Origin of the sequence: Gemmiger formicilis (genome assembly GCF_016900095.1) — a bacterium.
Classification (GTDB): Bacteria; Bacillota; Clostridia; order Oscillospirales; family Ruminococcaceae; genus Gemmiger; species Gemmiger formicilis_A.
Window position 1 is genome coordinate 87,258 of the sequence record NZ_JACJJP010000003.1, and the last position, 12,772, is coordinate 100,029.

Annotated in this window: 9 protein-coding genes; 2 read left to right on the forward strand and 7 right to left on the reverse strand. The window is 60.8% G+C overall.

Annotated features, from left to right (window positions below; genetic code table 11):
* Window positions 1-127: 127 nt before the first annotated feature.
* The 4 genes from H6B15_RS02285 to H6B15_RS02300 all read right to left on the reverse strand — a co-directional run bounded on the left by H6B15_RS02285 (window position 128) and on the right by H6B15_RS02300 (window position 4,898).
* On the reverse strand, window positions 128-1,945 hold the full coding sequence (locus tag H6B15_RS02285; protein ID WP_243424235.1) for an HAD-IIIC family phosphatase: 1,818 nt from the start codon (window positions 1,943-1,945) through the stop codon (window positions 128-130).
* A complete protein-coding gene (locus H6B15_RS02290) occupies window positions 1,945-2,202 on the reverse strand; it encodes a TIGR03905 family TSCPD domain-containing protein (protein ID WP_204645627.1) in 258 nt (85 codons plus the stop codon). Before H6B15_RS02290 ends, H6B15_RS02285 begins: the two co-directional genes overlap by 1 nt.
* Before the next feature lie 28 nt (window positions 2,203-2,230).
* Window positions 2,231-3,079, reverse strand: coding sequence for a PHP domain-containing protein (locus H6B15_RS02295; RefSeq protein ID WP_204645629.1), 849 nt, complete (start codon window positions 3,077-3,079; stop codon window positions 2,231-2,233).
* 136 nt (window positions 3,080-3,215) lie between these two features.
* Window positions 3,216-4,898 carry a phospho-sugar mutase gene (locus tag H6B15_RS02300; protein WP_204645631.1) on the reverse strand — a complete coding sequence of 561 codons (1,683 nt, stop codon included), beginning with the start codon at window positions 4,896-4,898 and terminating at the stop codon, window positions 3,216-3,218.
* Between the two features lie 147 nt (window positions 4,899-5,045).
* Here H6B15_RS02300 and H6B15_RS02305 point away from each other — a divergent pair, with 147 nt between their 5' ends.
* Window positions 5,046-6,626, forward strand: coding sequence for a YifB family Mg chelatase-like AAA ATPase (locus tag H6B15_RS02305; RefSeq protein ID WP_275950952.1), 1,581 nt, complete (start codon window positions 5,046-5,048; stop codon window positions 6,624-6,626).
* A gap of 70 nt (window positions 6,627-6,696) precedes the next feature.
* On the opposite strand, the gene H6B15_RS02310 is transcribed toward H6B15_RS02305, so the two are convergent.
* The 3 genes from H6B15_RS02310 to H6B15_RS02320 form a co-directional block, all read right to left on the reverse strand.
* Window positions 6,697-7,863 carry a glycosyltransferase family 4 protein gene (locus H6B15_RS02310; protein WP_204645635.1) on the reverse strand — a complete coding sequence of 389 codons (1,167 nt, stop codon included), beginning with the start codon at window positions 7,861-7,863 and terminating at the stop codon, window positions 6,697-6,699.
* A 24-nt stretch (window positions 7,864-7,887) separates the two neighbouring features.
* Window positions 7,888-9,090: a glycoside hydrolase family 3 protein gene (locus H6B15_RS02315; protein ID WP_243424238.1), complete on the reverse strand. Its 1,203-nt coding sequence runs from the start codon at window positions 9,088-9,090 to the stop codon at window positions 7,888-7,890.
* 149 nt (window positions 9,091-9,239) lie between these two features.
* Window positions 9,240-9,836, reverse strand: a complete 597-nt coding sequence (locus H6B15_RS02320) for a Crp/Fnr family transcriptional regulator (RefSeq protein ID WP_204645639.1) — start codon at window positions 9,834-9,836, stop codon at window positions 9,240-9,242.
* Window positions 9,837-10,160: 324 nt separating this feature from the next.
* Between H6B15_RS02320 and H6B15_RS02325 the strand changes: the two genes are divergently transcribed.
* On the forward strand, window positions 10,161-12,734 hold the full coding sequence (locus tag H6B15_RS02325) for a hybrid sensor histidine kinase/response regulator (protein ID WP_204645641.1): 2,574 nt from the start codon (window positions 10,161-10,163) through the stop codon (window positions 12,732-12,734).
* Window positions 12,735-12,772 lie beyond the last annotated feature (38 nt).

Genomic DNA, 12,772 nt, shown 5'->3' on the forward strand with positions numbered 1-12,772 from the left:
AAAAAGTGGATTTTTCTCCCCAAAAACGGCTTTCCGGGGGCTTTTCCCGGCATTTTTGTACCGGACGCGGAAAGCAAAAACCGGCCTGCGGAAACATTCCGCAGGCCGGTGGGTACATCTTATTTGATCAGCGCTGAATCTGCATGTGGGGATGACGGGGGCTATACCCTTCCACCGACAGTTCCCAGGTGGTATTGCCGTCGGCGTCCTCGTCCACCTTGGCAAAGCCCATCCCCGCATAGAACTCCTTGACCATGCCGTTCTTGGCTGTGGGATAATAGTACCCCCGGATGGTCTTGAGCCCCCGGGCGGCGGCATCCGCCACCACGGCGTCCATCATGGCATCCTCCATGCCGCGCTTGAGTACGCGGCAGCTCATGAGCCACAGGCGCAGGTGCAGGGTCTCCCCTTCCGACTGACCGGCGACCACGGTGACCACACCGTTATCGCCGAACTTGTCCACCAGCTTGCCGTACAGGCACAGCCAGGCCGGATTTTCGGCCATACCGCGGATGTCGTCCTCCGAGCAGCGCAGGGTGGTCAGGTTGAACTGGTTAGACTTGTTGGTCAGCTGGGCGATACGCTGGATGTACAGCGGCTCAAAGCCCCGGATGGTGGCGGTCATCTCCAGGCTGTCCAGGTAAGCCCCGTAATCCGCAAAGGCAGCCTGGGCGCGGCGACGCTGGGCGTTGGCATGGTAGAGTTCGGTCTTTTTCAGGTCCTCCCCCGACAGGGTGGTGACCTCAAAATAGCCGCCATGGTCCAGGGTCTTAATATAGTTTTCAGCGCCATCCAGCACCGGCGTTTCCACCCCGGGCACCTGGGCCGCCACGATGGCCCGTTCCGCCGGGTTGTCGTCGGCAAAAACAAAGCTGTCCGCCCCCAGGTTGAGCTCGTCGGCAATGGCTTTCAGGTTCTGGTCCTTGGGGTCCCAGTTCGCCTTGATGGCCACAAAGTCATCGGGACGCAGCACCCCATCGGGGTGGTTGAGACCCGCCAGGGCGTTCTCCTCGTCGTTCTTGGAATCTACCGCCAGCACCACGCCGATGGACTTCAGCGCCTTGCAGTAGCTCTGGAACTCGGCATAGACCTGGCCTTCGGGCACTTCGGGGCCCACGGCGATGCCGTCCACCCCATCGTCCCCCACAACGCCGCCCCACAGGGTGTTGTCCAGGTCCAGGACCAGGGCTTTCTTGTTGCGGCCGTACAGAGATTTGATGATGTTGGCCAGGCTGTTGGCCAAAGACGGGATGGCATCCAGGCACATGGCGTACTTGTACATGTGCCAGAAGAAGGCATCTCCCCAGGCGGTCAGACCGTAATCCGATGCCAGGTAGTCCAGGTCGTTGATGTAGAAATCCTCATGGGCACAGGCATAGGCGTAGAACTTCTGGTTCAGGCGGGAGAGGAAGTTGGTACGCCCCCGCACGTCCCACACGTCCCGGTTGCCCATCAGGCGATAGTTGGGACGGTCAAAGTTGTTCTGGATGACGGGGCAGCCGAACTTCTGTGCCAAGGCCTTCCACATGGTTTCGAACCGGGTATACTCGGCTTCCAGCAGCTCGTCCACCTGGGCCGGGGTATCGGCGGTGGTGGGAAAGTGCTCGACATTGCGCCAGTTGGTGTGGATGTAGATCACATCCGGCTTGAACTCATCCAGTTCGGGGGTGCCGAACATGGCGTCCTGCCAGTACTGGCCGTATTCGGATTGATAGAACTCGGCCTCGATGCCGTAATTCAGAAGAAACAGTCCCAGCTGGTCCGCCACTTCGTTGGTGGTGGACCCGCCCAGAATGGCAATCTTCTTGTGCAGGGGGTGCGGGTTCTGGGCCAGCAGTTCCCGGCGGATGCGGCGCTTTTTGCGCAGCAGCTGTTCGGTATCCAACGGATAATGGAAGCAGTCCATGGCAGGCTCCTTTGCTTCGTTGTCAGAATGGGCAGACATCAGCCCAGGTGGGTCAGGGCTTCTTCCAGGGCGCGGGAGATCTGGTCCGGGCAGCTGGTGGGCCGGGGACCGCAGGTGGTGCCCTTCATGCGCTGGATGGCGTCCTCGGCCTTCATGCCGGCCAGCAGCTGGCAGATGCCCTTCAGGTTGCCGTTGCAGCCGCCCATGACTTCCACCTTGCGGATGGTGTGGTCGTCGGCCAGGTCAACACGGGTCAGCACCGAGCAGGTGCCCTGATTCTTGCGTTCGTAAATCATGGTTCTTCTCTCCTTTGTTTGTAGCCGCTCAGCGCTTGCGGGCGCGGGCGACGGCTTCGATGCGGGCGATCTGCTCGTCCGTGGTATAAAAGGCGCCCACAGGGCGCGGGTTGTTGGCGTTCATACCGTGGAAGTCGGTGCCGCCGGTGACGATCAGGTCGTTTTCCTTCGCCAGGCGGGTCAGCTCCTCCTTGTCCTCGGGGGTGTTGCGGGGATGGTCGATCTCCACCCCGTCCAGTCGTCCGGCCGCGATGAGTTCCCGGGCCAGAGGCATGCTCTTGTACACGCTGGGATGGGCCAGCACCGCCACACCCCGGCAGGTCTTGATCAGGTCCAGCACCGTGTCCACCGTCTCGTACTTGGGATTGTGCAGGATTTTGCCCCGCACCGGGCGCAGGCCGAACAGGGACCGGTACACCGAATTGTACATGCCGTCCGAAAGGCCGTACTGCCACAGCACCCGCATGACATGGGCCTTGTACAGCGTACCGCTGTCCTTGGCGAACTCCAGGGCTTCCGCGGTCTTGAACTGGGGGCAGATTTCCTCCAGTTCCCGGCAGCTCTGCATGACGGCGTTGTACCGGCGCTCGGACATGAGTTTGGAGAACTCCTCCAGGGCTGCGCAGTCGTCCGGCCAGAAGCAGAGAATGTGCACACGATGTCCCCGCTCATAGTCGTAGGCGGTGAGCTCGGTGGCCGGAATCAGATGAACCCCTTCCACCACCGGATTGGCGTAAGCATAGCGCACGCTGCGGATGGCGTCATGGTCGGACACAGCCAGATGGGTCATGCCGGCGCATCTGGCCAAAAAGGGCAGCTTGGCCACCGGGGTGGAACCATCGGAAAAGGTGGTATGTGTATGAAGATCTCCGGGCATGGGGAGCGCTCCTTTCCGCTGTATGGCAGCTCTTTTTATTATATACAGTTTTGTCAAATTTGAAAAGAGGGTGCCGCAGCGGAACACAGCAAAAGGGGCCGCCCCTTCAGGGGCAGCCCCTTATTCGGAAACAGAATCAGGCCAGAATGGGCTTGATGGCCTCGGCCAGTTTGTCTTTCTGGGCCTGGGCTTCGGCCAGGTCCTTGCCGAGGGTGGTGAAGTAGGTCTTGATCTTGGGTTCGGTGCCGGAGGGACGGACCACCACGGTGGCGCCGCTTTCCAGCTTGTAGATCAGCACATTGGCGGCGGGCAGACCGGTCTCTTCGGGCTTCTCGTAGTCGGTGACCTTGACCACCTTGTCGCCGGCAAATTCCTTGGGAGGATTCTTGCGCAGGCCTTCCATAATGCCGGCCATCTTGTCCATACCGGACAGGCCCGGGAATTCGAAGCTGTCCACCTTGTTCAGGTAGCGGCCGTACTGGGCGTAGATGCGCTCCAGTTCTTCCTTGATGGAAGAGCCCTTGGCGCGGTAGTAGGCAGCCATCTCGCAAATCAGCATGGAACCGATGATGGCGTCCTTGTCGCGGACATAGGGGCCGGCGAGGTAGCCGTAGCTTTCCTCAAAGCCGAAGATGAAGCGGTCAACCTGACCGGCGGCTTCCAGCTTGGCGATCTGGTCGCCGATCCACTTGAAGCCGGTGAGAACGTTGCGGCATTCCACACCGTAATGGGCGGCCACAGCGTCCGCCAGCGGGGTGGACACGATGGACTTGCACATGACGGGGTCTTTGGGCATGGTGCCCTGCTCGATGCGGCCGGCGCAGATGTAATCCAGCAGCAGCACGCCCACCTCGTTGCCGGAAAGCAGCTCATAGCTGCCGTCCTTGCACTTGACGGCAATGCCCACACGGTCGGCGTCTGGGTCGGTGGCCAGCATCAGGTCGGCGCCGGACTTTTCGGCCAGTTCCAGGCCCAGGCGCAGCGCCTCGAAGATTTCGGGGTTGGGATAGGGGCAGGTGGGGAAGTTGCCGTCCGGGTCCTTCTGCTCGGGCACGATGGTGATATCCTTGATGCCGATCTCATCCAGAACGGTGGTGACAGGGACCAGGCCGGAGCCGTTCAGCGGGCTGTACACCAGCTTCAGGCCGGCGGTCTTGCAGATGCCGGGACGGATGGAGCGGGCTTCGATGGCATCGTACAAAGCGCGGATGCAGTCATCCCCCACATACTCGATCAGGCCCTTTTCCAGACCTTCGGCAAAAGGCATGGTCTTGGCACCGGTGAGGATGTCGGTCTTCTGGATTTCGGCATACACGATGTCGGCAGCCTCGTCGGTCATCTGGCAGCCGTCCGGACCATAGGCCTTGTAGCCGTTGTACTTGGCCGGATTGTGGGAGGCAGTGACCATGATGCCCGCGTTGCACTTATAGTAACGGGTGGCAAAGCTCAGCGCCGGAACCGGCATCAGGGCTTTGTAAATACGTACATGGATGCCGTTGGCAGCCAGGACTTCAGCCGCGGCTTTGGCGAACACATCGCTCTTGATACGGCTGTCGTAGCTGATGGCCACGGTCTGGGTGCCGCCCTGGGTCTTGACCCAGTTGGCCAGGCCCTGGGTAGCCTGCCGGACCACGTAGACATTCATCCGGTTGGTACCGGCGCCGATCACGCCGCGCAGGCCCGCCGTGCCGAACTTAAGAGCTACGGCAAAACGGTCCTGGATGGCAGCGTCGTCGTCTTTGACGCTTTCCAGCTCGGGTTTCAGGTCGGCGTCATCGAGGTCGAAGGCCAGCCAGCGGTCAAACATTTCTTTATACATTTTGAACACCTGCGCTTTTCTTCCAAAGGTATCTTTTGGGTAGTTTGGCTTAACTATCATAAATATACCAACCACAAAGGGTCTTGTCAATCGAATCTTGGCGGAATCAACGATTTTTTGCCCCGCCTTTCGGCTTTTTTGGACTTTTTGCTTGCCCGGAGCAACATAAAACGGTATACTGATAAGCGAAATGAACAAAGACGGAGGCACGGTATGTTTGCGCAGATCAGCAGTCTGGGGGTGACGGGGCTCAACGGGTACCCGGTTACGGTGGAGACGGATATTTCCGGCGGTCTGCCCGCCTTTGCCCTGGTGGGACTGCCGGATTCCGCCGTCAAGGAATGCAGCGAGCGGGTGCGCAGCGCGGTGAAGAACCTGCGGTATCCCTGGCCTGCCAGTCATATCACGGTAAATCTGGCCCCGGCCGACGTGCGCAAGACCGGCTCCCTGTATGATCTGCCGGTGTTCCTGGGGATCCTGACCGCCCAGGGGCAGCTGCCCACCCCGGCGCCCCACCAGGCTTTTTTGGGCGAGCTGGGGCTGGACGGCACCCTGCGGCCCATTCCCGGTGTGCTGCCCATGTCCCTGGCGGCGCAGAAAGCCGACATCACCGAACTGTTCGTGCCCGCGGAAAATGCCGCCGAAGCCGCCGTGGCCCAGGGGCTGACCGTATACCCGGCCCGCACCGCCCGGGAAGTGGCGGAACACCTGTGCGGCACAGCCCCTCTCTCCCCCGCCCAACCGGACGGCTATGACGCCGAAGGCGGCTGGATGGGCCCCGACTTTGCGGATGTGCGCGGGCAGGCCGAAGCCCGCCGGGCCCTGGAAGTGGCCGCTGCCGGCGGGCACAACGTGCTGATGGTGGGCCCGCCGGGTACCGGCAAGAGCATGCTGGCCAAGCGGATGCCCGGCATTCTGCCCCCCATGACCCACGAGGAAGCCCTGGAAACCACCGCCATCTACTCGGTGGCGGGACTGGTGCGCGCCGGGCAGGGACTTTTGAAAGCGCGGCCTTTCCGCAGCCCCCACCACAGCGTGAGCGCCACCGCCATTGCGGGCGGCGGCAGCAGCGCCCGGCCGGGCGAGGTGAGTCTGGCCCACAACGGGGTGCTGTTCCTGGATGAACTGCCGGAATTTTCCCGGGATACGCTGGAAGTGCTGCGCCAGCCCCTGGAAGACGGTAAGATCACGGTGAGCCGGGTCCATTCCAGTGCCACCTATCCCTGCCGGTTCATGCTGGTGGCGGCCATGAACCCCTGCAAATGCGGCTATCACGGCTGTCCCGGTCATGAATGCACCTGCACCCCCAGCGCCATCCAGCGGTATCGCCAGCGCATCTCCGGTCCGCTGCTGGACCGCATTGACCTGCACGTGGAGGTCCGACCGGTGGAATACGACTCTCTGGCCTCTGAAACCGGCGGAGAGCCCAGCGCTGCCATCCTGGCGCGGGTGACGGCCGCCCGGCAGGTCCAGCAGCAGCGCTATGCCGGGCTTTCGGTTGCCTGCAACGCCCAGCTGCCCAGCGGATTGCTGCGAAAATTCTGCCCCATGGCGCCCGCCGCCGAGACCATGCTGCGCACCGCCTTTGAGCGGATGGGCTACAGTGCCCGGGCCTACGACCGCATTCTGCGGGTGGCACGCACGGTGGCTGACCTGAACGGGAAGGAACTCATCGGTCCCGCCGAACTGATGGAGGCGCTGCAGTACCGCAGCATGGACCGCAAATAAGACCAACAGAAACCGCCCGGCTTCGCCGTGCACCATGCACACGGAAAGCCGGGCGGTTTTTGTATCTGTTTCAGAAGAGCAGGCCTGCCAGGCGGCGGGCACTTTCGGCCCAGGAATATTTGGCCAGCAGTTCCGCGGGGGCGGCGGCGGGCGGGGTGATGCGGTTCACATCCCCGTGGTTCACCGCCAGATCAATATATCCCGCGCAGGGGCCGTAGATTTCCCGCATGCAGGGAGTGTCGCTGACCAGCACCCGGGGGGCCCCGCAGGCCACCGCTTCCAGGGGAGGAATGCCAAAGCCTTCATACAGGGTGGGGAACAGAAAAGCCTTGCAGTTGGCCATCAGGGTTTTGGCCTCCCCATCGGTGACATAGCCCAGGTAGACAACGTTAGGCAGGTTGGCCAGGCCCAGTTCCTCGGCCTGGCTTTGCAGGCTGCCGCCCCCCGCAATGGCAAAAATCTCCCGGGGGGCGTTTTTGGCTGCCCGCAGCACCCAGGGGAAATTTTTGTTCTTGAGCAGGTTGGCCATGGAGAAGTAGTACTGTCCCTTATGCAGCGCCGGCCACTTGCCCTTGCCCGCAAATACCTCCGGGTCAGCCTGGATCCGCTGCATGTGCTGCCAGGCGTTGCCGATGACCGTAATGCGCCCCGGGTCCACCTTATAATATTTGACGATCTCACTCTTGGAGAATTCCGACACCGTCACGATGCCGCAGGCCTGCCGGGCCATGGCCCGGTATTGCAGCCGGTGCCAGGCAGCCGATGCCCGGCCACGGGGGTCCCGGTAAAAGTCCGGACGGGCGCGGTAACACACATCGTGCCACACCGCAATTCCTGCGCTGCCATAGGCATGCAGCGGAATCACATTGCACATGCACAGCCAGCGGCGCCCCGCCTTTTTCAGGTACCGGGGAAAGTCCCGCTGTTCCCACAACCCGTTCTGCTTGCCGTACACCACAACCTTCAGGTTCTCATACACCGGCTGTGGCGCACCTTCCGGGATGACCACCTCCAGGGCACCGGGCGGGGCAATCTTGTCCAGTTCCGCCAGCACCTCGGTGGCATAGCGCTGAATGCCCGAAAGCCGTTGGGTGAAAAACCAACCGTCCACCGCATACAAGGGTTTGGCCGCCGGTTTTCCGCCGCAGTCCCGCACCTGCCAGCAGCGGGCCCGCTCCACACCGGTTCCGGCCAGGGTATTCTGGGCCGGTTTGGCGGTCACATTCTGTTTTTCCATCCGGGTTCCTCCTGTTCGGGGCAATTACGGCAACAGCCCCGCCTGTTGTTTCAGCGCCAGAATGCGCGTCACGCTCTCATCAATTCTGGCTTCACTCAGTCGTCCATCCTCCACCTCCTCCAGCACCGCTTCATAGGCCTGGGTCAGACCGGCGGGCATCAGCAGCAGATCCGCCCCCGCCTGCAGTGCCCCCACGGCGGCTTCGCCGGGGGTGTACTGCCGGGTGACGGCTCCCATGGACAAAGAATCGGTCACCACCACCCCCGTAAAGCCCAGTTCCCCGCGCAGTACATCGGTGATCATGGTGTGGGAGAAGGTGGCGGGCAGGGCCGCGTCCTCCCCCGTCACGGCGTTGGGTGTGGTGATATGTCCCACCATGACCAGGGGCGCACCGGCCCGGATGCCTGCCGCAAAGGGCAGGAATTCACAGGCGCGGAGTTCATCCAGCGTTTTCTCGGTATACACAGCTTCGTCGTGGCTGTCCTGGGCAGTATTCCCATGACCGGGGAAATGTTTGAGGCAGCACAGCACCCCGGTCTGGGCAAAACCCTCCACCGCCGCTGTCACACAATCGGCGGCGGTCTGCGGGTCGGTGGAAAAGGCCCGCGTGCCGATAACGGGATTATCCGGGTTGGTGTTCACATCCGCCACCGGGGCAAAGTCCAGGCTGATGCCGTACCCGGACAGGTAACGGCCGATCTGCACCGACATGTCCCGGACGGCATCCGGCCCCAACGCCCCCACGGCAGCGGCGCTTTCGTACCGGGGCAGGTCAAAGCCGGGGCTGTTGGCCAGCCGGGCCACGGCGCCCCCTTCTTCATCCACACCGATGAGCATGGGCACTGCCGACGTCTGCTGCAATTGATTCACCAGGTTTTGCAGCTGGGTCTCACTTTGGATATTTTTGCCGAAGAGCACCACCCCACCCACCGGGTACTCTTCCAGAAAGGTTTCCATGGCGTCCGACACGGCGGTCACCCCCGCCGCGTCGGCGTCGTCCATGGTTTCCTGGTCAATGGCCGGGTCCAGGGCGTCCGGCCGCACCAGAAACAACTGCCCCACCTTTTGCCGCAGCGTCATTTGGGACAGGGAAATTTCTTCCGGCCGGGGTGTTTGGAAGGCAGGAGACGGGGTGGGTGCGGCGGTCGATTCCGCCGTGGGGGCAGGCACGCATCCGGTCAACAGCCCCGCCGCCAAAGCCAGCGACGCCAGACGGCGGAAACTCATTTTCGGCACGGGACGTTCCTCCTTCCGGCGGCAAAAAGCAAAATCTGCCTGTATTATAGCATGGGCCGGCCCAAAAAGAAACGCCGTCCCTGCAGAAAAACGGCACGGCCCCAGACAGGGTCGTGCCGTTGTATATTTTACGGAGCCGGTCACACTTCCCGCCAACCGGCATTTCGCTCTTTTCGCAGCGCGCTTTTCATACGGCTGAGGGTTTCCGGCGTCATGTTCAGGAAGCTGGCCACATGGCGGTTGTTCACGTCGAACACCAGACCGGGATACTCTTCCAAAAACCACTCGAACCGCTGCCGCGCGGGCAGATTGCAGATCACATGCCGGGTGTGGTTGTGCATGCGCATGGCTTCCATCAGCAGCCGGGCGTACAGTTCGGTCAGTTCGGAATACTGACGTACCATCTCCATGGTTTTCTGCAAAGGCAAAACCACAAAGTCGCAGTCGGTCACCGCGACGATGCTCTCCGGCGACGGTTCGTCAAAGGGATTGGGCGGCATGGTGGGTGTGCCGCACCGGAAGCAGAAACAATCGGTATGCTCTACCCCTTCCCTGTCCACAAAATAACCCCGCGCCACGCCGCTGAGCAGCAGGAATAGCTCGGTGGGGAGTTTGCCTTTCTCCAAAAACACCGTCCCCCGGGGAATATGCCGCACTTCGGCCGCCCCGCACAGGGTTTCCAGCAGTTGTTCATCTTTCAGGCCATATTGCCGGGTAAACAATTCCATGGCTTCCATATAGTATTACCTAACATCCTTCCCCCTGCCGCGGCGTGATTTCGGCAAAGCCGGTTTCCGCGGCGCGCTGCCGTATTCCGGTTTTGGACAAGGAACAACGGCACCGCTGCAAATTGTTATTTTATATCATACCTTGTCTTGTACAGATGTGTCAAGAATCCTGTGCATTTTCGGCATCATCGGCTGCAAAATCCGACCATGAATTTTGTTCTCTTGCCCCGCACCGTTCCATGCACTATAATAGGGACAGAAAGCCTGTTAAAAAATACACAGTCGTCTTGTCCAAGGGATATTCTGGCAGACAGTAAAGAAAGGTTGCCTACCATGAAAAAGAACAGGGCCAAGAAGTACGGCAGTTTGCGCCGTGTGCTGGTTGCCATGCGCCTGAGTTTGCTGGCGTTTGCGGTTTTGGTCTGTCTGGCCGTTTTCGGGGTGCTGATGATCCGCCGTTCCCTTTTGAAAAATGCCCAGGAAACCGGTAATGCCCTGGCCCGCGGCTACGCCGAGGAAGCCCGCAGCAATCTGACCGTGTACCAGACGCTGCTCAGCTACGGCACCGCCTTTTTGCAGGACCGTTTGAACCAGGGGTATTCCATGGAATCCCTGTGTGATTCGGCCCAGATGTATTTTGACCGGGTGACCGGCGTTTTGGGAGAAGGAGTGGTCAGTCCCTTTTTGCTGGTGGGCGATGAGATCATGACGGTGTCTGGAGTCAGCCCCACCGACATTGACCCGGCATATGACCCCACCCAGCGGGAATGGTACCGCACTGCGGTGGAAGCCGACGGCAAGGTGGCCTTTACCGGCCTGTACACCGATGTGATCACCGGCGAACCTGCCATTTCGGTGGTGCAGTCCTTCAACGGCGGCGATGTGATCCTCGGCTTTGATATCTTTACCGAAAACTTCCATTTTCAGGCAGATTCCTTGAGTCTGGCCCATGCCGACTCCTTTTTCCTGTGCGATGCTTCCGGCGCGCTGCTGTATTCCCGCACGGGACTGAACCTGGGGGATGATGCCTTGCAGGAATACTGCAACATGTTGCTGGAAAAGATCACCGCCGGAGAGCTGGACTCCTACGAGGCCACCATTCTGGACCTGGAGGGACAGCAGCGGGGCGTGTACTACAACCGGATGGAAAACGGATGGTATTCCATCATCACGGTGCCTTACTGCAATATTCTGGGTGATCTGCGGCCTTTCGGCAGCGTATTGGGGCTGATTCTGGCGGTTTCGCTGGTGGTGCTGGCCGTGACGGTCTGGCGGGAAAAGAAATACCACGACCGCATCGACCGCGCCGACGAAACCGTGCACGTGCTGGGCAACTCCTATTACGCCCTGTACCGCGTAGACTTTGCCCAGGGTTGCTACGAAATGATCAAGAGTCCTGCGCCTGTTCAGGAAAAACTGGCCCCGAAAGGCAATTATAGCGCCCTGATGCAAATCGCGGGTGAAGTGATCGAACCCGGAGCCTACGCCGAATTTGCCAAGAGCTTTTCCCTGGAAAACATCCGGCGGCTGGTCCAGAACAAAGTCCAGGATTTCGGCGGGGATTTCCGGCGACGGTTCGGCGAGGAATATCGCTGGGTGAATGTGCGGGTCCTGTTTGACGAGACCCTGGCCCCGGAAGAGGTGGTTATCTGCTTCCGGGAGATCGGGCAGGAAAAACAGCAGGAGATGGAAGAACGGCGGATCTTAAAAGACGCCCTGGAACTGGCCCACCGCAACGAGACCGCCAAGCAGGCCTTTTTCAGCAGCATGTCCCACGACATGCGCACGCCGCTGAACGCCATTGTGGGGCTGAGCGAGCTGGCCGCCCAATACAGCGATGCGGACCGGCTGAAAGATTCTTTGCGCAAGATCAACAACGCAAGCCGCCAGCTGTTGAGCCTGATCAATGACATTCTGGATATGTCCCGGATGGAACAGGGCAAGGTGATGCTGAACAACCGGGATTTTGATCTGCGCGAATGCCTGGACGATTGTCTGGAAGCCTTCCGTTTTCAGGCCCAGGCCCAGCACAAAACGCTGGACGTGAAGCTGGAACTGGAAGCCACCCGTCTGCTGGGTGACCCGGAACGCATCAACCAGATTCTGAACAATCTGCTTTCCAACGCCTTCAAGTTCACCCCGGAGGGCGGCACCGTCCGGCTGCAGGTTTCCCAGATTGCCGGCGGGGATTTTGTCAAGTACAAAATCGTGGTGGCTGACAACGGCATCGGCATGTCGGCGGACTTTTTGCCCCATCTGTTTGAGCCGTACAGCCGGGAAATGCGGTTTGCCGCCAGGCAAAGCGTGGGGACCGGGCTGGGAATGTCCATCACCAAAAACTTGGTCAGTCAGATGAACGGCGAACTGCAGGTGGAAAGCGAGCAGGGCAAAGGCACCACCTTCACCCTGGTTCTGCCCTTCCTGGTATCGGCCATGCCCCTGAACCGTCCGGAATCCGCCACGCCCCCCGAAACCTACCGCTTGGAAGGGCGGCGCATCCTGTTGGCCGAGGATAACGAGGTCAACATGGAAATCACCACCGAATTGCTGCAGATGCACGATGTGGAGGTGGTGCATGCCTGGACCGGAAAAGAGGCGGTGGAACAGTTTGAAAAGAGCGAACCGTTCTTTTTCGATGCGGTGCTCATGGACATGCAGATGCCGGAACTGGACGGCTGCGAAGCCGCACGGCAGATCCGCGCCCTGCCCCGCCCTGACGCCCCGGTGGTACCCATCATTGCGGTGACCGCCAACGCCTTTGCGGAGGACATTGCCGCCACGGCCGCTGCCGGAATGAACGCCCACGTATCCAAACCCATCGACTTTGCTTTACTATGCCGCACCCTGGGACGGCTGACGGCCGACACCGACATCACCGCAGACAGTGCGCCCACCGATTTGGTCTGATCCATATCATAACAGACAGTCCCCGAACCTTCCCGGTC

What these genes read in the sequence shown, in the direction of transcription:
- H6B15_RS02285 (WP_243424235.1), bottom strand. Translation starts at nt 1,945, where the DNA reads ATGTCTGCCCATTCTGACAACGAAGCAAAGGAGCCTGCCATGGACTGC.
- H6B15_RS02290 (WP_204645627.1), bottom strand. Translation starts at nt 2,202, where the DNA reads ATGATTTACGAACGCAAGAATCAGGGCACCTGCTCGGTGCTGACCCGT.
- H6B15_RS02295 (WP_204645629.1), bottom strand. Translation starts at nt 3,079, where the DNA reads ATGCCCGGAGATCTTCATACACATACCACCTTTTCCGATGGTTCCACC.
- H6B15_RS02300 (WP_204645631.1), bottom strand. Translation starts at nt 4,898, where the DNA reads ATGTATAAAGAAATGTTTGACCGCTGGCTGGCCTTCGACCTCGATGAC.
- H6B15_RS02310 (WP_204645635.1), bottom strand. Translation starts at nt 7,863, where the DNA reads ATGGAAAAACAGAATGTGACCGCCAAACCGGCCCAGAATACCCTGGCC.
- H6B15_RS02315 (WP_243424238.1), bottom strand. Translation starts at nt 9,090, where the DNA reads ATGAGTTTCCGCCGTCTGGCGTCGCTGGCTTTGGCGGCGGGGCTGTTG.
- H6B15_RS02320 (WP_204645639.1), bottom strand. Translation starts at nt 9,836, where the DNA reads ATGGAAGCCATGGAATTGTTTACCCGGCAATATGGCCTGAAAGATGAA.
- H6B15_RS02325 (WP_204645641.1), top strand. Translation starts at nt 10,161, where the DNA reads ATGAAAAAGAACAGGGCCAAGAAGTACGGCAGTTTGCGCCGTGTGCTG.